This window comes from Marinobacter arenosus, assembly GCF_019264345.1.
In the GTDB taxonomy this organism is placed as follows: Bacteria; Pseudomonadota; Gammaproteobacteria; order Pseudomonadales; family Oleiphilaceae; genus Marinobacter; species Marinobacter arenosus.
The window spans coordinates 767,783-787,889 of record NZ_JAHVAO010000001.1 but is presented as its reverse complement, the minus strand read 5'-3'; the positions used below and the strand labels follow the sequence as shown (position 1 = coordinate 787,889).

At 58.7% G+C, this 20,107-nt stretch carries 19 protein-coding genes; 6 read left to right on the top strand and 13 right to left on the bottom strand.

The window, feature by feature from the left end; all coding sequences use genetic code 11:
• Nucleotides 1–32 precede the first annotated feature (32 nt).
• From KXD86_RS03605 to ccoN, 7 genes are all read right to left on the bottom strand, one after another.
• On the bottom strand, nt 33–2,483 hold the full coding sequence (locus KXD86_RS03605; protein WP_218634712.1) for a heavy metal translocating P-type ATPase: 2,451 nt from the start codon (nt 2,481–2,483) through the stop codon (nt 33–35).
• On the bottom strand, nt 2,480–2,995 hold the full coding sequence (locus KXD86_RS03600; protein WP_218634711.1) for a FixH family protein: 516 nt from the start codon (nt 2,993–2,995) through the stop codon (nt 2,480–2,482). Before KXD86_RS03600 ends, KXD86_RS03605 begins: the two co-directional genes overlap by 4 nt.
• A gap of 46 nt (nt 2,996–3,041) precedes the next feature.
• On the bottom strand, nt 3,042–4,472 hold the full coding sequence (gene ccoG / locus KXD86_RS03595) for a cytochrome c oxidase accessory protein CcoG (protein WP_218634710.1): 1,431 nt from the start codon (nt 4,470–4,472) through the stop codon (nt 3,042–3,044).
• A 133-nt stretch (nt 4,473–4,605) separates the two neighbouring features.
• Entirely contained in the window at nt 4,606–5,496 is an 891-nt protein-coding gene (gene ccoP, locus KXD86_RS03590) for a cytochrome-c oxidase, cbb3-type subunit III (protein ID WP_218634709.1), read from the bottom strand.
• The gene (locus tag KXD86_RS03585; RefSeq protein ID WP_218634708.1) at nt 5,493–5,678 is read right to left on the bottom strand and encodes a cbb3-type cytochrome oxidase subunit 3; all 186 of its coding nucleotides are present in this window, start codon (nt 5,676–5,678) and stop codon (nt 5,493–5,495) included. Before KXD86_RS03585 ends, ccoP begins: the two co-directional genes overlap by 4 nt.
• Nucleotides 5,679–5,682: 4 nt before the next feature.
• Nucleotides 5,683–6,291 carry a cytochrome-c oxidase, cbb3-type subunit II gene (ccoO, locus tag KXD86_RS03580; RefSeq protein ID WP_218634707.1) on the bottom strand — a complete coding sequence of 203 codons (609 nt, stop codon included), beginning with the start codon at nt 6,289–6,291 and terminating at the stop codon, nt 5,683–5,685.
• Between the two features lie 15 nt (nt 6,292–6,306).
• A complete protein-coding gene (ccoN, locus tag KXD86_RS03575) occupies nt 6,307–7,737 on the bottom strand; it encodes a cytochrome-c oxidase, cbb3-type subunit I (protein WP_218634706.1) in 1,431 nt (476 codons plus the stop codon).
• A 222-nt stretch (nt 7,738–7,959) separates the two neighbouring features.
• On the opposite strand from ccoN, the gene KXD86_RS03570 reads away from it, so the two are divergent.
• On the top strand, nt 7,960–8,628 hold the full coding sequence (locus tag KXD86_RS03570; protein WP_312846250.1) for an alpha/beta family hydrolase: 669 nt from the start codon (nt 7,960–7,962) through the stop codon (nt 8,626–8,628).
• Here the strand turns inward: KXD86_RS03570 and KXD86_RS03565 are convergent.
• On the bottom strand, nt 8,604–10,451 hold the full coding sequence (locus KXD86_RS03565; protein WP_218634705.1) for a sensor domain-containing diguanylate cyclase: 1,848 nt from the start codon (nt 10,449–10,451) through the stop codon (nt 8,604–8,606). The genes KXD86_RS03570 and KXD86_RS03565 overlap by 25 nt on opposite strands.
• 116 nt (nt 10,452–10,567) lie before the next feature.
• Between KXD86_RS03565 and rlmM the strand changes: the two genes are divergently transcribed.
• The gene (gene rlmM / locus KXD86_RS03560) at nt 10,568–11,644 is read left to right on the top strand and encodes a 23S rRNA (cytidine(2498)-2'-O)-methyltransferase RlmM (protein WP_218634704.1); all 1,077 of its coding nucleotides are present in this window, start codon (nt 10,568–10,570) and stop codon (nt 11,642–11,644) included.
• Here the strand turns inward: rlmM and KXD86_RS03555 are convergent.
• Nucleotides 11,641–11,931, bottom strand: a complete 291-nt coding sequence (locus tag KXD86_RS03555; protein WP_218634703.1) for an antibiotic biosynthesis monooxygenase family protein — start codon at nt 11,929–11,931, stop codon at nt 11,641–11,643. The genes rlmM and KXD86_RS03555 overlap by 4 nt on opposite strands.
• An 84-nt stretch (nt 11,932–12,015) precedes the next feature.
• Here KXD86_RS03555 and tusA point away from each other — a divergent pair, with 84 nt between their 5' ends.
• Entirely contained in the window at nt 12,016–12,258 is a 243-nt protein-coding gene (gene tusA, locus KXD86_RS03550) for a sulfurtransferase TusA (protein ID WP_218634702.1), read from the top strand.
• A 5-nt stretch (nt 12,259–12,263) separates the two neighbouring features.
• On the opposite strand, the gene KXD86_RS03545 is transcribed toward tusA, so the two are convergent.
• Entirely contained in the window at nt 12,264–14,141 is a 1,878-nt protein-coding gene (locus tag KXD86_RS03545; protein WP_218634701.1) for a protein-disulfide reductase DsbD, read from the bottom strand.
• Between the two features lie 158 nt (nt 14,142–14,299).
• On the opposite strand from KXD86_RS03545, the gene KXD86_RS03540 reads away from it, so the two are divergent.
• The 3 genes from KXD86_RS03540 to pdxB are packed head-to-tail and all read left to right on the top strand — an operon-like array spanning nt 14,300 to nt 17,340.
• Complete coding sequence (locus KXD86_RS03540; protein WP_218634700.1) at nt 14,300–14,890, top strand: elongation factor P hydroxylase; 591 nt, start codon at nt 14,300–14,302, stop codon at nt 14,888–14,890.
• Entirely contained in the window at nt 14,887–16,167 is a 1,281-nt protein-coding gene (locus KXD86_RS03535) for a DEAD/DEAH box helicase (RefSeq protein WP_218634699.1), read from the top strand. Before KXD86_RS03540 ends, KXD86_RS03535 begins: the two co-directional genes overlap by 4 nt.
• An 18-nt stretch (nt 16,168–16,185) precedes the next feature.
• Nucleotides 16,186–17,340 (top strand): 4-phosphoerythronate dehydrogenase PdxB, encoded by a 1,155-nt coding sequence (gene pdxB, locus KXD86_RS03530; RefSeq protein ID WP_218634698.1) that lies wholly within the window; start codon nt 16,186–16,188, stop codon nt 17,338–17,340.
• Nucleotides 17,341–17,392: 52 nt separating this feature from the next.
• Here the strand turns inward: pdxB and htpX are convergent, their stop codons facing one another.
• The 3 genes from htpX to KXD86_RS03515 form a co-directional block, all read right to left on the bottom strand.
• Entirely contained in the window at nt 17,393–18,274 is an 882-nt protein-coding gene (htpX, locus tag KXD86_RS03525) for a protease HtpX (protein WP_218634697.1), read from the bottom strand.
• A gap of 94 nt (nt 18,275–18,368) precedes the next feature.
• Complete coding sequence (locus tag KXD86_RS03520) at nt 18,369–18,836, bottom strand: hypothetical protein (protein ID WP_218634696.1); 468 nt, start codon at nt 18,834–18,836, stop codon at nt 18,369–18,371.
• Nucleotides 18,837–18,846: 10 nt separating this feature from the next.
• On the bottom strand, nt 18,847–20,061 hold the full coding sequence (locus KXD86_RS03515) for a pyridoxal phosphate-dependent aminotransferase (protein ID WP_218634695.1): 1,215 nt from the start codon (nt 20,059–20,061) through the stop codon (nt 18,847–18,849).
• Between the last annotated feature and the right edge of the window lie 46 nt (nt 20,062–20,107).

The window sequence follows — 20,107 nt, the reverse complement described above, 5'->3', positions numbered from 1 at the left end:
AAACCTCGCGGAAAAAGTATCGGGATACGGTATCAGGACACAACCTGAGCGCCAACCGCGGCCTCGGTCTGGGTTTTTGGTTGCCGGGCCTGCCGCCCCAATCGAAGGGCATTCAGAACCACAATCAGCGAACTGGCTGCCATGCCAATGGCTGCGAGCCAGGGCGGCACCATGCCGGCCGCAGCCAGGGGCAGGGCGCACACGTTGTAGACGAAGGCCCACATCAGGTTCTGACGAATAACCCGGCGGGTTTGACGGCTGGTTTTCAGGGCTTCAACCAACTGAACCAGTTGACCATTGAGCAACACGGCATCGGCGTGAAGCTGGGTCAGGTCCGCGGCCGACCCCATGGCGACGGAAATACCCGCCCCGGCCATCGAAGGCAGGTCGTTGAGTCCGTCTCCAACCATCATGACGTTGCGTCCCTCGTCGGTGAGCCGCTTCAGGACGTCGAGTTTCTGTTCCGGTGATGCCTGGCCTATGGCGTCGTCAATGCCGACCGCGTGGGCGACCTGCGAGACGTGATCCGACCGGTCACCGCTGAGCAGGAGGGTGCGGATGCCCAGGCTCTGGAGGGCGTGGATGGCGTCAGCCGCATCCTGTCTCGGCTGATCGTCAAGCGAGAAGCAGGCCAGCCATTGGCGGTCCGACGCCAGCCAGATTTCCATGCCGCGGTCGCCAGATGAGGCCGGTGCAGGCAGGCCCGTCTGTGACTCGACAAACTCCTTATGACCAATATGGAGCTGTTGTTCCCCCCACTGTCCCGACAACCCGCCGCCCAGGTGATTGTTTACCCGCTCGACGACAGCGGACGGACGGTTATGAAACACGCGGGCAATGGGGTGCTCGGAGTGTTGTTCCAGCCCGGCTGCCAGCTTCAGACAGGTGCGCTCGTCCACGTCACCCACGACCCTCACGGCAATGAGGCTCAGCTCGCCCCGGGTCAGTGTGCCGGTCTTGTCAAAGATCACGGTATCAATCGTGTTCATGGATTCCAGGGTATGGCCCCGTGTTGGCAGGAAACCCAGACGCCGCAGTTTCACGGTTGCGGCGGTGATGGCGGTCGGTGTGGCCAGGGACAGCGCACAGGGACAGGTGACCACCAATACTGACAAGGTGATGTCGAAGGCATTGTCGGCCCCGGCGAGCCACCAGCCAAACCAGACCACCGGGGCCAGGATCAGCACCCGGGCCACGAACTTGCCGGCGATCCTGTCGGCCATCTGCGCCACCGGCGGTTTCTCGGCCTGAACCCGGTCCAAAACCCGCATGATGCCCGACAGCCGGGTCTGGGAACCGGCCTTGACCACCCGGACATCCAGCGGATTTTCGCCGTTGATGCTGCCGGCATGCACGGTGTCGCCGGGCATCCGGGTCTCCGGCAGGTATTCACCCGTCAGGGCCGCCTCATTGAGGGTGGACTGACCGTGGACGATCTCACCATCGACGGGCAGGGTTTCCCCCGGCCGAACCCGAATCACATCCCCCGGTTTGATCGCATGCGCCGGTACGACCTCCAGATCCTCACCCTGCACGCGACTGGCGACGGTCGGCTGGAAGCCTGCCAGTGCGTTCCCGGTCAACCCGGCGCGGAACCGGGCCTGCACCTCGATGTAGCGGCCCAGGAGCAGGAAAAAGGTAAACATGCAGACCGATTCAAAATACACTTCCTCGCCGCCGAAGGCGGTCACCCAGGCGCTCGCCGCGTAGGCCAGACCAATGGCAATGGCAACCGGCACGTCCATGGTCAGGTGCCGGGACTGGAGATCTCGCCGGGCGTTACTGAAAAAGGGGCGTGCGCTGTAAAACACGACTGGGGTGGCGATCAGCAGACTGAACCAGCGGAAGAAACTGACAAACTCCGGTGACAGGTCATTCACCATCTCGAAATACAAGGGAAAGGCCAGCATCATGCTCTGGAACGAGCCGATGCCGGCAAGCACCAGTCGAATCAACATGGAGCGATGTTCCGATCGAAGGGCCTGTTCTGCTTCGTCTGGCTGGTAAGGGCGTGCGGTGTAGCCGAGTTCGTGGATGGCAATCAGCAAGTCGCTGAGTCGGCTCTGGTCTTTGGCCCAGACCAGGCGGGCGCGCTGGGTGGTGTGATTGACACTGAAAGACAGCACGCCCGGCTGTTTCTTCATGTGATTTTCCAGCAGCCAGATGCAGGCAGCGCAGGTGATGCCGCCTATCAGGAGTTGGGCTTCCTCGCCACCTTTGACCGGTGACACGAAGGCCTGCTGGACCAGGGGATGATCCAGCTCTCGAATACGGGCAAGTTCGGAGCTGGATAGCTGTCGGGGCGTGACCGCGGGCTCGGTGCGGATGTCGTAGAACCCTGATAAACCCTCACCACGGATGGTCTCGCAAACGGCCTTGCAGCCGCGGCAGCAGAAATGCTGTATTCGTCCATCCAGCTCAAGGGTAATCGGCGGTTCGCCGTCTGCCGGTTCGCCGCAGTGGAAGCATTCCAGGGCAGTCACCCTTTGGCGGCGCCTTCTGAGCTGACCGTGATGCCGTTGTCCGCGGGCAGCCAGGCTTCGCCTTTCAGGCGCCACTGGTTATCCGGCCCACGCAGGTCGTAATACCAGCGTCCATCAATGTCTTCAAGCAATTGGCCGCTGTACTGGCCCGTGCCAGTTTTCTGGAATTGAATGGTCCGGTCGCGATCGGCCAGCGTTGGATGAAAAAGATTCAGGACCAGGTAGGGAAAGTCAGCCGGTCCTTCGTCTGTCGACAGGTTCAGGGCGATGGTGCGGTCGTCGAATCGCATTTCCGCGATCATGCCGAGGTCTTTGGCCTTCTGGTCGCGCGCGATTTCCATGTTGATGCCGCGGCCTTCCTTGGAGTAATCGTCGGTCACCATGGTGTCTTCCAGGTTGGTCGCGATGATGATCATGGAGATGCACCAGATGATGGCGGCCAGCGGAAAAATGGTCAGGAACCAGAACCAGGGCTGGCGGAACCAGGGTGCTATCGGAGCTTGTTCGGTCATATCACTCATTCTCGTTTAAACAGTATGGTCGTCGCGCATTTCAGAATCAGCGGGTTGGACCAACAAATCGGCTTTCAGTTTCCAGCTTCAGCGACGTATCGGTTTGCGACTGGGCCTCAAAGAAAATCTCGTTGTTGGACTGGCTGATGGATTCTGGTGGCACATCAACCACCGTCGGCAGCGACCGGTTTTCGCCGCTTTCCACCGTTACTGACGTCCCGGTCAGAATCCGGATGCCTTCCAGGCCTCGCACTGAAATCGAAAACGTCTGGGGAACTTCGGTCATGTTGGCGATTTTCAGGGTGTAGGAATTCTCAACCCGTCCTTGCCCGTTAAAGCTGTACAGCGCGCCCCGGTCGCGGAGGGCATCCATCTGCGCCGGTACCCGCGTTGCAATGGTCACGACGATGGCCGCAATCATAATTGCCAGCACGGCACCGTAGCCAAAGGTACGCGGGCGAAGCAGCTTGGAAGTCTTGCCTTCCAGCTCGTTCTCGGTGGTGTAGCGTATCAGTCCCCTGGGGTAGTCCATCTTGTCCATGATTTCGTCACAGGCATCGATACAAAGGGCGCAGCCAATGCATTCGTACTGCAGGCCATCGCGAATGTCGATGCCGGTCGGGCACACCTGGACGCACTGGCCACAGTCGATGCAGTCGCCAAGGCCCGCCTCCGCCGGATCGGTTCCTTTTTTGCGGCCGCCCCGGGGTTCACCGCGGTTCGGGTCATAGGACACAACGCGGGTGTTGGGGTCGAACATCACCGACTGGAACCGGGCATACGGACACATGTACAGGCACACCTGTTCACGCATCCAGCCGGCATTGAGATAAGTGGCGATGGTAAAGAACGCTACCCAGAAGTAGGCCCACCCGTTGGCCTGGAGGGTAAAGAGGTCCGTGATCAGTTCCCGGATCGGGTAGAAGTATCCGACAAAGGTCAGCCCCGTGGCGAGGGCGACGAGAAGCCAGGCGGTATGTTTGGCCGACTTCTTGGCGATTTTGGCACCCGAGCGGGGGGCCTTGTCGAGCTTCATGCGTTTGTTGCGGCTGCCCTCGATGCGCTCCTCAATCCACATGAAGATAAAGGTCCACACCGTCTGGGGGCAGGTGTAACCGCACCAGACCCGGCCGAAGAGGGTCGTGATGAAAAACAGGCCGAAGGCGCAGATGATGAGCATCCCGGACAGCAGGATGAAATCCTTCGGGTAGAACGTCAGGCCGTACAGGTGAAATTCCCGGGCCGGAAGGTCGAAGTGGATCAGTGGCTGTCCGTCCAGGGTGATCCAGACAAACAGGAAGTACATGCCCATCAGCAGCATCAGGCTGACATTGCGGATGCGCTGGAAGAAGCCTTTGACTTCTTTCACATAGATTTTCTTGCGGCTGGCGTAGAGTTCGACACTTCCGGTTTTGTTGTTGTTATCGGAGGGGTCAGAGGATGGGTCAACCTGTTTGACCGGAATCTCACTGCTCATCGAAACCTCCCGATGAAAGGGTAAAGCGCTAAGGCGGCCCGGAGGGTCTGCTGATCTGTTCCAGGCTGTGTCCGGCGGGGCAGGGCACAGGCTGGAAAAGACCAGGCCGGGGCATGAGCCCCGGCCTGCTGACTCAGTTCGACAGGCTGTATACGTAGGCTGCGAGAATCTGAATCTGATCTTCTGACAGACGGCCGCTTTGGGCGGGCATCTGGTTCTGACGACCGTTCATGACGGTTTCCTTGATCCACTCATAAGTGGAGCCATACAGCCAGGTGTTGTCCGTCAGGTTAGGTGCACCAACAGATTCCATGCCCTTGCCGTCAGGGCCATGACACGCGGCACAGCCCTGGGCAAACACGGCCTTGCCGGCTTCTGCGGCTTCAGCGTCTTTCTCGCGACCACTGAAGCTCAGCACATAGTTAACCACCTGGTCGACCTGCTCATTGGTCATGTTGGGCATGACACCTTTTGCCGGCATGTTGCCCATGCGACCGTTGTGCAGGGTCTCGAGGATGGCGTCCGGCGAACCGCCGTACAGCCAGTCGTCGTCGGTCAGGTTCGGGAAGCCGACCTGGCCCCGGGCCGCTGAGCCATGGCAGACGGCGCAGTTGTTGGCAAACAGACGCTGGCCGATCTTCAGGGCGTCTTCGTTGGATGCCAACTCGACGACCGGTGTACTGCCATACTGGGCATAGATTTCGCCGTATTTTTCTTCTGCTTCGGCAACTTCAGCCTCCCATTGGTTGGCTGACGTCCAGCCCAGGACGCCCTGGAAGCTACCCAGTCCAGGGTACAGGACCAGGTAGCCCAGCGAGAAAATACAGGTGGCGATGAAAAGGTAGAACCACCACTTTGGCAGCGGATTGTCGTACTCCTCAATGCCGTCAAAGGAATGGCCGGTGGTGCGATCGGTTTCGGTATCGGTGGTCTGGTTCTTACGGGTTGCCCACAGAAGCCACATACAGCCGAAAATAGTACCGAGCACGATCACACTGATCCAGAGGCTCCAAAAGGTACTCATTGTTTCTTCTCCGTTTTTTCCTGTTCGAGAGTACGCTTTTCCACTTCGTCGTCATCGAAGGGCAGATGCGCTGCCTCGTCGTTGGCCTTTTTGCGGTGGGCGCTGTACGCCCACCAGACGATTCCGAAAAAAACCGCCATGACCAGAAGGGTTTGAATGCCGCGTAACTCGTTCAAATCCATGGGATCACCGTTTCTCTGAAATCACGGTACCGAGTTGTTGCAGGTACGCGACCAGAGCTTCGATTTCGAATTTGCCTTCGACCTGAGCAGACGCCTCGGCAATCTGTTCATCGCTGTAGGGCACCCCCAGTGACTGCAGAGTTTCCATCTTGGCCGCCGTTGCTGTGTGGTCTACACGGTTCTCAAACAGCCAGGGGAACGCTGGCATGTTGGATTCCGGAACCACACTGCGCGGATCGTACAGATGCTGGCGCTGCCAGGCGTCCGAGTAGCGGCCGCCGACACGGGCCAGATCCGGGCCAGTACGCTTGGAGCCCCACAGGAACGGCCGATCGTAGACAAACTCACCGGCGACGGAGTAGTGGCCATAGCGCTCGGTTTCAGCCCGGAACGGACGGATCTGCTGGGTGTGGCAGACGTGGCAGCCTTCGCGGATATAGATATCCCGGCCTTCCAGTTCGAGGGCGGTATAGGGTTCCAGGCCCTCAACTGGCTCGTTTGTCTCTTTCAGGAAGAACAACGGCACGATTTCAACGAGAAAGCCGCCGCTGATGGTCAGGATGATCAGTACGATCATCAGACCAATATTCTTTTCAACAATATCGTGGTTCATCTGACCTCTCTCCGTTTACGCCGTCTGGGCTGCTGCGCTTTCATCCGCAACGGCTTCTTTCTGGCGAATAGTCATGTACACGTTGTAAGCCATGACGAGCATGCCACTCAGGAAGATGACGCCGCCGAGGAAGCGGACGAAATACCCCGGGTAGGATGCTTCCAGCGATTCAACAAAGCTGTAGGTCAGCGTGCCGTCGGCGTTAACCGCGCGCCACATGAGGCCCTGCATGATGCCGTTTACCCACATCGCAACGATGTACAGGACGGTACCGACGGTTGCCAGCCAGAAGTGCACGTTGATCAGGCTGGTGCTGTACATGGCCTGGAGACCCCAGAGTTTGGGGATGAGGTGATAGACCGCGCCAATACTGATCATGGCAACCCAGCCCAGAGCACCGGAGTGAACGTGGCCGATGGTCCAGTCAGTGTTGTGAGACAGGGCGTTGACCGTCTTGATGGCCATCATCGGGCCTTCGAACGTTGACATGCCGTAGAACGACAGGGAAACGACCAAAAAGCGCAGGATCGGGTCGGTGCGCAGTTTGTGCCAGGCACCGGACAGCGTCATCATCCCGTTGATCATGCCGCCCCAGGAGGGCGCAAGGAGGATCAGGGACATGACCATGCCTGCGGTCTGCGCCCAGTCAGGCAGCGCGGAGTAGTGCAGGTGGTGCCCACCGGCCCAGACGTAAGTCGCGATCAACGCCCAGAAATGGACAATGGACAGACGGTAGGAGTAAACCGGACGGTTGGCCTGCTTGGGCACGAAATAGTACATCATGCCGAGGAAGCCGGCGGTCAGGAAGAAACCGACCGCGTTGTGACCCCACCACCACTGCATCATGGCGTCGGTCACGCCCGCGTAGGCGGAGTAGGATTTGAACGCGCTGGCAGGGAGCGCCAGGTTGTTGCCGATATGAAGGAACGCCACGGTAATGATGAAGGCGCCGTAGAACCAGTTGGCAACGTAGATGTGGGGCGTGCTGCGCTTCATGATGGTGCCGAAGAACACCAGTGCGAAGGCGACCCAGACCACGGCAATGGCGATGTCAATCGGCCATTCAAGTTCGGCGTACTCTTTGGACGAGGTAAGACCCATGGGTAAGGTGATGGCGGCGGCCACAATGATCGCTTGCCAACCCCAGAAGGTGAACGCAGCGAGGCCGTCCGAGATCAGGCGAGCCTGACAGGTACGTTGAACGACGTAATAACAGGTGGCGAACAGGGCGCTTCCACCAAAGCCGAAGATGACGGCGTTGGTATGCAGCGGCCGTAAACGACCGAAGTGCGTCCAGGGCAAATCCAGGTTCATCGCTGGCCACACAAGCTGGGACGCGATCAATACGCCCATACCCATGCCAACAATGCCCCAGACCAACGTCATGATGGCAAATTGTCTTACCACCTTGTAGTTGTAAGTCAGGTTTGCATTTACTGTGCTCATAGCCTTACCAATGGGTTTAGAGTGAGAAATTATGCGGGCGCAAGTATGGAGAAAGCATTAGCGCTTTGCAATGACTCAGGTCAACTCCGGAAAGCTGTCAAATGCGCCGAAATCAGCAACATGGCATCCTTGCACCGGCCACTAAAAGCGACGTTTTGGGTGTGGGCATATGCCGATGCCTGACGTCTAATGATAGTCCCTAAATAACCTTAGGTGAATGAAGTGGAATTGATTAAGACGAAAAGCTATGAGAAGGGGCCGGACGTGGTAATGATACTTGCGCACGGTGCCGGTGCGCCTGCGGATTCAGCGTTTATGAACGCTCTGGCCGATGAGCTCGACGCAAATGGCGTACCGAACGTGCGGTTCGAGTTTCCCTACATGCAAAAGCGGCGCGAGGACGGCAGGAAGCGACCGCCCGATCGTCAGCCGCGGCTGCTCGAGTGTTTTGCCGACGTGGTCAACCAGGTCCGTCGGGATGTGGGTAACGACTGCCTGCTGGTGGTCGGCGGGAAATCCATGGGCGGACGCATGGCCAGCCTCTTCGCCAGCGAACGCGCCGATATCGACGGCGTGGTGGGGTTCGGCTATCCCTTCCACGCCCCAGGCAAGCCGGATAAATGGCGAACCGGACACTTTGGCTCCTTACGCTGCCCGATGCTTATTGTGCAGGGGACCCGGGATCCGTTTGGAAGACAGGACGAGGTCGAGGCGCGGGCGTCGGAGTTGGCTGGGGTGCATCTTCACTGGTCGGATGGCGGTAATCACGATTTTCAGCCTTTGGCCCGTCAGAATAGCAGTCAGCAAGCCCTGATTGCGGAGGCGGCACAGCAGGCGCGGGCGTTCATCAGGGAGTCTGTCAAGCCTCAGGCTTTGTCCGCCAACGCCTGATTGGACACGATCACCCGGTTACGGCCTTTGCTCTTGGCCTGGTAAAGGGCTTCGTCGGCCCGGTCAAACAGGCTTGTCCTGTCTTCGCCATGAGCCAGAGTTGCAATGCCGGCGCTCAGAGTAATCCGGGCGGCGCGCCCGTCCGGGCTGGTCAGCGAGGAGCTTTCGATATCCTCAAGGATGGCTTCGCATACCTTTAATGCGCCACCCATATCGGTGCCCGGAAGCAGCAGGGCAAATTCCTCTCCGCCGAAACGCACGGCGACATCCCGGGGGCGTTTCACGTGCCGGGTCAGAATGTCGGCGATCAGTTGCAGGAATGTGTCGCCAAAGCCGTGACCCCAGGTGTCGTTGATCGTTTTGAAGTGATCCGCGTCGACGAGGGCGAGCGTCAGTGGCTGTCCGGTTCGCCGGGCCTCGGCACAGAGTTCCGGCAGGATGTTGTCCATGTGTCGACGGTTGTGAAGGCCGGTCAGTGAGTCGTTCAGGCTTAGCGTCGCCAGTTGCCGGTTGGCTTTCTCCAGTTCCCGCATGGTGTTTCGCAGTTGGGCCGTGCGCTCGTGAACCTTGAACTCCAATTCCGTTCTGGCGTTGTGCTCCACCGCCAGCAGTTTTTCATTGAGCAGTCGCCAGCGCTGGACCATGGCGTAGTTGAGCAAGACCACCTGGCCGCCCACGGCCACCTGCATCAGTGCCTCACGAGCGAGAAAATCCGCGAGATAGCCGAACGCGGCCAAGGCGTAGATCAGCCCACCTACCAGCATGACCAGCCACGCGAGCACGTACCACATCGCCGGCTGATAGCCGTGACGCCAACGAACCACGGCAATGACAAACAGGCTGCAGATGACCGTAAGCGCCAGGACTGTGTTGAGCAAGATTGTCTTGCTGTAGGGCAGCAACAGGGTCAGGGCGAGAAAGCCGACACAGAACCAGGCCAGGCCGGTCATCGCGGTTCCAGCAATGGTTTTCTGTTCGACGTCGAGGAAGGAGCGGCCGAACAATGTCATCGACAGGGCGCAGAGGACCAGGCTGAGGGGAATGGAGGTATTGGCGAAGCCGGTGCTGTCGGGCCAGAAATACTGGTTGGCGAAGCCACCCATGGCAAACATGAAAAGTCCCATGGCGGCCATATAGAAGGCGTTGTAGAAGTAATACACGGTGCCCGAACTGAAAAACAGCAGCAGATTGAACACCGCGAAAACCAGGAGGGCACCGTAGAAAAGCCCATGGGTCAGAGTCAGGTGATTGCTCAGGGCGATCACCTGTTCCGGAGTTTCGAACGTCAGGGGCACATTGAGTGCGCCGCTACTCTGTACGCGCAGAGTGATTGATCGGGTTTCGCCCTCGGCCAAGGTGACTGGGAGGAGGAAATACCGGTAGTCTATGCCTCTTGCGTCGAAAGGTCGCTGGTCTCCCGTGGCCAGGTGGTTGTATGGGCCATCACCTGACTGCCAGAACGTTACCTCGTCGAGCAGCGGATAGTTGAGTTTCAGGTACCAGAGTGCCTGGCGATGCCCGGTGTTCTTGACGTTGAGGTGCACCCAGTAAACGGATTTGGTGTGGCTGAATACCAGGTCGTGGCCGTTTGCGGGGGTCCAGTCCAGGTCCTCCGGCAAGCCGTCGGGCGAGCGTGCATCGTGCGCCGGATCGCCGGGCGCAGCGCTGTAAAAACAGATGAAGTGCATCAGCGACCGCCGGGATTCCGCGTTTGTGGCGTCAAGAGTCGGACACCCGGTCCCGGATGACTGGGCATCGGGTAACGCTAGAGCCGGTAGCAGGCTAAGACTCAGGATGGCGAACAGGCGCAGAACAGGCGACATCTGGGGATTCCCGCAAGCAGTAGATCAGAGAGTGTAGCCAAAGCACACAATCTTTGATGTTAAACAGTTTCAAATTTACAGGGTTGCCTTGAGAGGCCTCTGACAACAGGTATCCAATGGAACAGGTTCTTGCATTCTGTCGACCCGGCTTCGAAGCCGAGGCGGGTCGTGAACTGACCGATCAGGCCGCCGAGCGCGGTTTGTTCGGTTTCTTTGAGCCCACCAAAGGCGCTGGCATGGTCTGGTATTCGCTGGGAGGGTCGGAAGCGGCGGAGGATCTCCTGTCGCGACTGGCGCTGGCGGACCTCGTGTTCGTCCGGGACTGGTTCGTCGTCCTCGGTCGTTTCTCGTTGCCGGAACACGATCGAGTGGGGGCTGTCATTGACGGGCTCAGGAATCTGGAACGGGGCTACCCCGGGTGTGCACGCCTCGAGGTCAGGCTGCCTGAAAACAACGCCGACAGCGATCTGGGCAACTTTGCCCGTAAGTGGGTGTCTCCGCTATCACGTGGATTACGGGGGGCGGGCCTCCTGAAGGCCGATCAGAATGCCCCCGCTCCGGCCCGGCTTGAGGTTCTGTTGCCTGACTTTTCCGAGGCGGTCATTGGTTTCAGCCTGGAAGAAAACAGGGCCCGGTACGTCGGTGGCATTCCCCGGCTGCGTTTGCCGGCATCGGCGCCGAGCCGATCTGCCCTGAAGCTGGAGGAGGCGTGGAAAATTTTTCTGCCACCGGAACGGGAACTGGAGTATCTGGGCGGCGGCAAGAAGGCTGCGGATCTCGGGGCCGCACCCGGTGGCTGGACCTGGCAATTGGTGCGCCAGGGAATGCTGGTGTCGGCGATTGATAACGGGCCGATGAATCCCGAACTGATGGCATCCGGTCACGTCGATCACGTTGAGGCTGACGGGTACAGCTGGCGACCCAGGCGGGCAATAGACTGGATGGTCTGTGACATTGTGGACCAGCCTCGGAAAACCGCACGGCTGGCGGTCGACTGGCTTGCCGGCGGGTTTTGCCGTTACACGGTATTCAATCTGAAATTACCGATGAAGAAGCGCTACGATGAATGGCTGATTTGCCGTGATATCATTGAGAAAGGTTTGGCAGAAGCGGGCGTTGGCTTCAATTTGAAGGCCCGCCACCTCTACCATGATCGCGAGGAAATCACCTGTTTTATCGAGAGAACGGGTTAGAAAACGCTCTGTTCGAGGACGGTGATGGTTTCGTCCTGATCCATCATGGGAACCAGCTCGGACATGAGTTCCCGGCGCTCGGGCGAGCGGTACCAACGGTCCCAGTCGGCTTCGGAGCGCCAGTTGGCGAGGGTAATGCGGTGGTTGGGGTCATGGCTGTCGGCGAGTGTTTCGCCGGAAATAAAGCCTGGCGCACTGACCGCTTGTTGCAGGACTTTTCGGGCACGTTGCTCGTAAGCGTCTTCCAGGGTTTCGGCGATGTGGCGTTCAATCAGCACCCGAATCATGGCTTACCTCCAATTTTTTAGCTGTTATAAACAATAATTTAGCAGGTTTTCCGGAAAAATCAGGTTATCAAGCAGGAGAAAGTTTTGACGGCTTCAGAGTACGACGCAGAGCTGGATGCACGGGGACTTTTCTGCCCGGAGCCAGTCATGATGTTGCACAACCGCATCAATGACGTTGCGCCCGGACGCGTGCTTCGGGTTCGGGCCACCGACCCCTCGACCACCCGAGACATTCCCCGGTTCTGCCAGTTTCTCGGCCACGAGTTGGTCCGTGATGAGGAGCAGGGTGACGAGTTCGTGTTCCTAATTCGGAGAGGAGAGGCCTGACAGGATCAGGCCCCAGCTCCGAGCCCATTCAGGTGGCGAAGGAAGTCATCCCGGTCCATTTCGCCCAACACGCGCTGTCCCGTCATTTCCTGTCCATCCCGACCGTAGAACAGGATGGCGGGAGGGCCGAACAGCCCGAGCTCATCAAGTAGCGCCTGCTGCGCCGGCGTGTTGTCTGTCACATCAATCTGCAACAGGGTGTAGGGCGCGAGCGCCTGGATGACCTGCGGGTCGCTGAAGACGTTGCGCTCCATGACCTTGCATGAGATGCACCAGTCGGCATAGAAGTCCAGCACGACCGGGCGATTTTGCGTCCGCGCCTGATCCAGCCGGGCGCGAATCTGGGCCGGTGCGGCGACCCGATCGAAGCCGGCGTGATCGGAGCTTGCTTGGCCGGGCGTTGGCGTCGAGGCCACCGTAAAGGGGGTGAGTGGTCGCAGCGGATCGTTGGCACCACCCATGGCACCGGCAAGTAACGCCAGACCATAGGCAAAAAGCACCAGGCCCAGACCCTTCCGGGTTCGCGCCCAGCCGGCTTTGGCGGCATCGAAGGCGCCAAGCTGAACCCCGGTGATCGCAATGAGCAGGCCCCAGAGTGTCAGTGCTACCCAGGCCGGAACCAGTCGCTCAACCAGCCAGATCGCGACAGCCAGCAGCATCACGCCATAGAAGTGCTTTACCGTGGTCATCCAGTGTCCGCTGGTTGGCAAGAGTCTGCGACCGCCGACCGCCACCAGAATAAGCGGAAGCCCCATGCCGAGGCCGAGCGCGAACAGGGCGACACCGCCGATCAGGGCGTCCTGGGTGGTGGAAATGTAGAGCAGGCTGCCCGCCAGAGGTGCGGAAACGCACGGTGAAACAATGAGCGCCGACAGTGCGCCAATTCCGAAAATGCCCAATACGCGGCTGCCGGTCAGGTGGTGACTGGCGTCATTCAGCGGGTCGCGGATGAATCGTGGCAACTGGATTTCGAACAGATCGAACATGGAGAGTGCGAACACCACGAACAGTGTGGCAAACACCCCCAGCACCCAGGGCGACTGAAGCTGCGACTGAAGATTGAAGCTTGCCCCCAGCAGTCCGGTCACGACTCCGGCCGCAGCATACGTGAGTGCCATGCCCAGAACGTAGCTGACGGACAGCATCAGTGCATGGCCGGACGTGCGAGTGTTATGGCTGGACACCAGGGTCGAGATGATGGGCACCATGGGAAGTACACAGGGGGTAAAGGTCAGTCCCAGCCCAAGGAGGAAAAAAACGCCAACAATTACAACCGAGGATTGCCGGGAAAGAAAACCCGCGAGGCCGGTAGCGGACGACGTGTCTACCGAGCTGCCGTTTTCACTGGTGCTGCCGGGTGCAGGACCCTGGCTCGTGGCATCGCCGGGGTAGTACAGTACATCGCGGGTCTGCGGTGGATAACACAGGCCTGCCTCAGCGCAGCCCTGGTAGGTTACCTCCAGCTGGGCTTCCCGAACGCCGTCGGGCAGGGCAACCGGAACCCGAACCTCGACCGGATCGTAGAAAACGGTTACCTCGCCAAAGAATTCGTCCTGCACAACCTTCCCGGTCCGGGCGAACCGGGGTTCGCCGATCTCGACACCCTCGGTGGTTGAGGCAACACTGATCCGTTCCCGGTACAGGTAGTGGCCCGGGGTGATGTTCCAGGACAGTACCACGGAGTCGCTGTCCGTGCTGTAACTGAACGGGAGCGCCTCATCAACCGGCAGGAAGTCGTTGCTGTCGGATCCAAACAGGGAGTTGCCACTGGTGCCCAGGGCTGAGGCTGTTCCGGTCACCAGCAGAAGACCGATAAGCGTCAGCAGGTGGGTAAAGGCGAAGGCGCGTCGACAGTTCTGAAGGACCACAGCGGATACTGTCATGGGTTGATCTGGTTCCTGTTTGCAGTTCGTGATTAGTGAGTTCTGTGCGCCCGCGACGGGGTGTGTTCTTCGCGTGGCGTTCGAAGCCAGTGGACAAAGTCGGGACCCCAAAGTTCCCTCTGGTATTGATCGCTGTAAAGTCGCACAATAGCCAGCCAATGAATCACAGTCCAAATGATCTTATCATGCTGTTTAATGACTTGTTCCGGGAAGAATACCGGACGATTTTGGTCAAAGGCAGTGATGAACCCGAATACCTACCTGCCAATGAGCCGGATGGGGTCGCGCAAGTTGTCTTTGCGCACGGCTATTATGCCAGTGCCTTGCATGAAATCAGCCACTGGTGTATCGCCGGTGAGCGCCGTCGCACAATGCATGATTACGGTTACTGGTACTGTCCGGATGGTCGGACGCCCGAGCAGCAAAGGGCGTTTGAGCAGGTGGAGGTGAAGCCCCAGGCGCTGGAATGGCTTTTCTCCGTGGCGGCCGGATCCCGCTTCCATATCAGTGTGGATAACCTCTCCGGAGTGGGTGCTGCCGATGAGGCGGGCTTCAGACAAAAAGTCCGGATACAGGCTCGGCATTATCTGTCGAGCGGAATGCCGCGACGGGCCGAACAATTTTTTGATGCATTGAAAACCTTTTATGGAACCGCTGATACCGTGTTCGAATCCTGGCAAGAGGATGCCCAACGCATTGCTCCGGCGAGTTCCGCACTGAACATCCCGAGGAAAATTGAGACTGTATGACATCTGACCCAAAGCACACTGGCGACCTTCGATTCCAGGACCTGAATCTGGACAAACGTCTGCTGGATGCCATTACGGCGATTGGATTTGAATACTGCACGCCGATTCAGGCGGAAACCCTGCCCTGGACATTGGCGTGTGAGGACCTGATTGGCCAGGCCCAGACGGGCACCGGTAAAACCGCAGCGTTCCTGATCACCGCCATTCAGTCCCTGCTGGAAACCCCGATCCCGGAAAAGGACCGGTTTGCCTCTGAACCCAGGGTTCTGGCCCTCGCGCCCACGCGGGAGCTGGCGATGCAGATTGCCAAAGACGCCGAGCAGCTTTGCCAGCACACGGGTCACAACGTCGTGACCGTCGTTGGCGGCATGAACTACGACAAGCAGCGGGACCAGTTGCAGAACGAGATCGTGGATATACTGGTGGCAACGCCGGGACGGCTCATTGATTTTCTGGGTTCCCAGGATGTCTTCCTCGATCAGCTGGATATTCTGATTCTGGATGAGGCGGATCGCATGTTGGACATGGGGTTCATTCCCGATGTGAAACGAATCATCCGCAAATGTACAGCCAAGGAAGAACGTCAGACCCTCCTGTTCAGTGCCACATTCAACCAGGATGTGCTTAACCTGGCGTCCATGTGGACCAAGAATGCCGAGTTCGTGGAAATCGAGCCGGAGCAAAAGACAGCGGAGCGGGTCGAACAGACGGTATATCTGGTCGGCGATGATGAGAAATTGCCGGTTCTGGTGAACTACCTCAAACGTCCGGAAGTGGAGAAGGCCATCGTCTTCGCCAATCGCCGCGACCAGTGTCGGGATCTCGAGGAGGACTTGCGTAACCAGGGGGTCAAGGTTTCCCTGATGTCCGGAGAGATCGCCCAGAACAAACGCCTGAAGACGCTGGAACAGTTCAAGAAAGGTTCCATCCAGGTGCTGGTCGCCACTGACGTCGCAGGTCGTGGTATTCACGTCAACGGCGTAACCCACGTTTTCAACTACAATCTTCCCGACAATGCAGAAGATTATGTCCATCGCATCGGCCGTACCGGACGGGCGGGCAAGCATGGGGTGTCGGTCAGCTTTGCGGGGGAGGATGATTCCTTCGCACTGCCGGCCATCGAGGCGTACATCAGCCAGAAACTGAAAACGGCGGTGCCGGACGAGGCGTTGACGGTGGCAATGGAAAATCCGCCGATCACCCGCAAGCGCGGTCGCCGCCCCCAGGGTGGTCGCCCTGGCTCCGGTGGTCGCAATCAGCGTCAACGCAGGAACTGACAGGGCCGGACAAGGATCATGTTGATCGTAGCAGACGAAAACATCCCGTTACTGGACTCTTTCTTCGGAGATTTCGGGGAAATACGTCGGGTATCGGGCCGGACGATGACGGCCAGCGACGTCAGGGACGCCGATGTGCTTCTGGTTCGGTCCGTCACCCGGGTTGGCCCGGAACTCCTTGAGGGTAGCCGAGTCCGGTTTGTGGGCACGGCAACCATTGGTACCGATCACGTTGACCGTGACTGGCTGGAACAGCAGGGCATCCGCTTTTCCGCTGCGCCGGGTTGTAACGCGAACAGCGTCGCCGAGTATGTGCTGGCTGTACTGTCCCTGCACGCAGAGCGGCGCGCCCTGGCCGACTGGACGCGTCTGAGTGTCGGGATTGTTGGCGTCGGAAACGTCGGTGGCGAGCTTGCCCACAAGCTTGAGCGACTGGGATTCGAAGTGCGGTTGTGCGACCCGCCCAGAGCTGAACGGGAGGAAGGCGGCGACCAGGAATTCGTATCCCTTGATGAAGCGCTGCAGTGCGATGTGATTACGCTTCATACGCCACTGACCCGGGATCAGCAACATGCCACCTATCACATGCTCGGGGAAAGCCAGTTGGCGTCGCTGACCTCGGACCAGCTGCTGATTAATGCCGGCCGTGGCGAAGTCATCGATACCGGAGCGTTGCACGCCCGTTTGGCTCAGGCTAATGCACCGGTCGTGGCTCTGGATGTCTGGGAGCGGGAGCCTCGCATTGATCCGGAGCTGGTTGACCAGGTCTGGTTGGCGACCCCTCATATTGCCGGCTACAGCCTTGAGGGAAAGGTCCAGGGCACGGAAATGATTTATCGCGCACTCAGCGGCTACCTTGGTCTGCCGGTGCGCAAAAAGGCGGGGCAATTCCTGCCCGAACCGGCCTTGAGTAAGGTTTCGTTTACCAGTGCCGCAGATGAGGACGATGCGATCAGGATTGCGCTTCGGGCCTGTTATGACCCGAGGCAGGATGATGCCCGGTTGCGGTTTGCCATGGGGGGCTCGGCCGAGGAGAGGGCTGCGGCCTTTGATCGGCTGAGGCGGGATTACCCGGTGCGCCGGGAATGTTCCAGCCTGAAGGTGCAGTTGAAAGGCACGAGCAAATCCCTGCAGGACAGCTTCAGGGCAATCGGATTCAAGCTGAAGATCTGATCGAGGATCTGGGCATAGAAAAAAACCGGGGTTTTTGCCCCGGTTTTTTGTTTTAGAGTGTGGCCTGTTTCAGGGCCTCAATCCGGTCTTCCAGCGGCGGGTGGGTCATGAACATGGCGCTGAGGCCGCGACGAGCTCCCCGATTGATACCAAATGCCTGTAACGTGTCGGGCATCTGATCCGGAATTTCGCTCTCCTGTTTCAGTCTCGCCAGTGCACTGATCATGGCAGATCGGCCCGCCAACTGCGCGCCGGCGATATCCGCCCGGAACTCCCGGCGACGGGAGAACCAGAACACGATGGTGCTGGCAAGGATGCCGAGCACGATTTCTGCCGCAATACTGACCACGAAGAAACCGATACCGTGCCCGCTCTCATTCTTGAAGATAACGCGGTCAACAAAGGAGCCAATCACCCGGGAGGCGAAGATCACAAATGTGTTGACGACGCCCTGGATCAGCGCCAGTGTCACCATGTCACCGTTGGCAACGTGGCCAATCTCATGGCCAAGCACGGCCCGGATTTCATCCTTGTCGAAACGGTGCAGGAGACCTTCACTGACCGCGACCAGCGCATCATTTTTGTTCCAGCCGGTGGCAAAGGCGTTGGACTGGGATGCAGGGAATATCGCAACCTCGGGCATGCCGATACCGGCGTTCTTGGCAAGAACTGCCACGGTGTCCATAAGCCAGCGTTCGGCGGGAGTGCGGGGGGAGTCGATGACCCTCGCCCGGGTGCTCCACTTCGCCATCGGCTTGGATATCAGCAGTGAAATAATCGCCCCGGCGAATCCGAACACTGCGGCAAATGCCAGCAGTGAGCCATACTGAATGCCGTTTTGTGACAGGTAGCTGTCCACGCCCAGTAGTCTCAGCGTGAAACTCGCTACCAGGATGACTGCAAGGTTTGTGGCGAGAAACAACAGAATCCGCATGTTAGTTCCCTGATTAATGAGTCAAACACGTAAAGCTGTGCCTAAGACCGGAATATGTGGTCGTGGTTCTGGGGTTCAACGTCCTTGCGCCGATTTAATGTTTGCGATCGGCGAAGAATGTCGCCTGGACAACCTGGCTGATGCGCCCGGAATGGCCGCTTTTCAGCGCTTTCCGGATCAGGTGGATGTGGGTCGAAAGGTCCTCCTGAACGGATGGAGGTAAGTTGTCATCGGCCGGGGCCTTGCTTTGGGCCAGGGCTTCACTGAGTGCAGACGGCGCCGGAGCGCTCAGGCGAACGAAAGCGGCGTGGGTCAGAACCGCCTGATCCAGCGCTTCCTGGCGGATGGTATCCACGTATCGCAGCAGGCCTTCTTCCTCCAGCCAGAGCAGGGCTCCGAAGCAGGCCATGTGACGCTTGCTGTGAAGTCCGAATTCATCCGGCTCGTCCGGGCCGGCGATGTCCTCCACAAAGAGGTTTACGCGACGAGGAAAGACGCCGTAGAGCTGGACAAGTGCAATCGCAACGTCCTTGTAGAACTCCTCTACGTGAATGTCAGCCATGGATACTCCGTTACTGCTGGTAGTTGCCAAGAAAACGACCTAGCCGCGACATGGCGTCTTCAAGGGTATCTTCCCTCGGCAGGAAAACCACACGCAGGTGCTGTTTGTCATCGATGTTGAAGGCGGAACCCTGCACCAGGAGGATTTTCTCCTGAAGCAGCAGGTCCAGTACCAGTTTTTCATCATTGACGATCGGGAAGTACTTCGGGTCCAGCTTCGGAAACAGGTAAAGCGCTCCCTGGGGTTTCACACAGCTGACGCCGGGAATATCGTTCAACATTCGCCAGGCGGTCTCGCGTTGTTCGTACAGGCGCCCGTCTGGCGCGACAAGGTCGTTGATGGACTGGTAGCCACCCAGCGCGGTCTGGATCGCCAATTGGGCAGGCACGTTGGCACACAGGCGCATGTTGGACAGCATTTCGATCCCCTCGATGAGATCGTTAGCCCGGTGCTTGGCGCCACTGATGATCATCCAGCCAGACCGATAGCCCGCGGCCCGGTAGTTCTTGGACAGCCCGTTATAGGTGAAGAAGAGCACATCGTCTGCGAGGGAAGCGGTAGAGACATGCTCAGTGCCATCGTAGAGAATCTTGTCGTAGATTTCGTCCGAGAGCACGATCAGGTTGTGCTGGCGAGCCAGTTCGATGACCTGCTCGAGGAGTTCCGTCGAGTATACCGCGCCCGTCGGGTTGTTGGGGTTGATCAGAACAATCGCCCGGGTGCGGCGGGTGATTTTTTTCCGGATATCGTCGATATCTGGAAACCAGTTCTGCTGCTCATCACAACGGTAGTGCACGGGCTTACCGCTGGAAAGGGTGACCGCAGCGGTCCAGAGCGGGTAGTCGGGCGCCGGGATGAGGACCTCGTCACCGGTGTTCAGCATCGCCTGCATCGACATGACAATCAGTTCGCTGACGCCATTGCCCAGAAAAATATCGTCGATGTCGACTTTATCAATGCCACGTTGCTGACAGTAATGCATAACGGCTTTCCGGGCCGAAAAGAGTCCCTTGGACTCGACGTACCCCTGGGCCAGATGCATGTTGTAAATGACGTCCTGCTGAATTTCCTCCGGCACATCCAGTTCAAAGGCGGCGGGATTTCCAATGTTCAGTTTCAGGACCCGGTGGCCTTCCTCTTCCAGTCGACGCGCTTCCCGCAGAACTACGCCACGTATCTCATAGCACACGTTATCCAGCTTGGCGGATTTGTAGTAGTTCTGCATAAGGCCCGGGTTTCCTTGGTCTGAATTCGGAAAATAAAACTGTTGT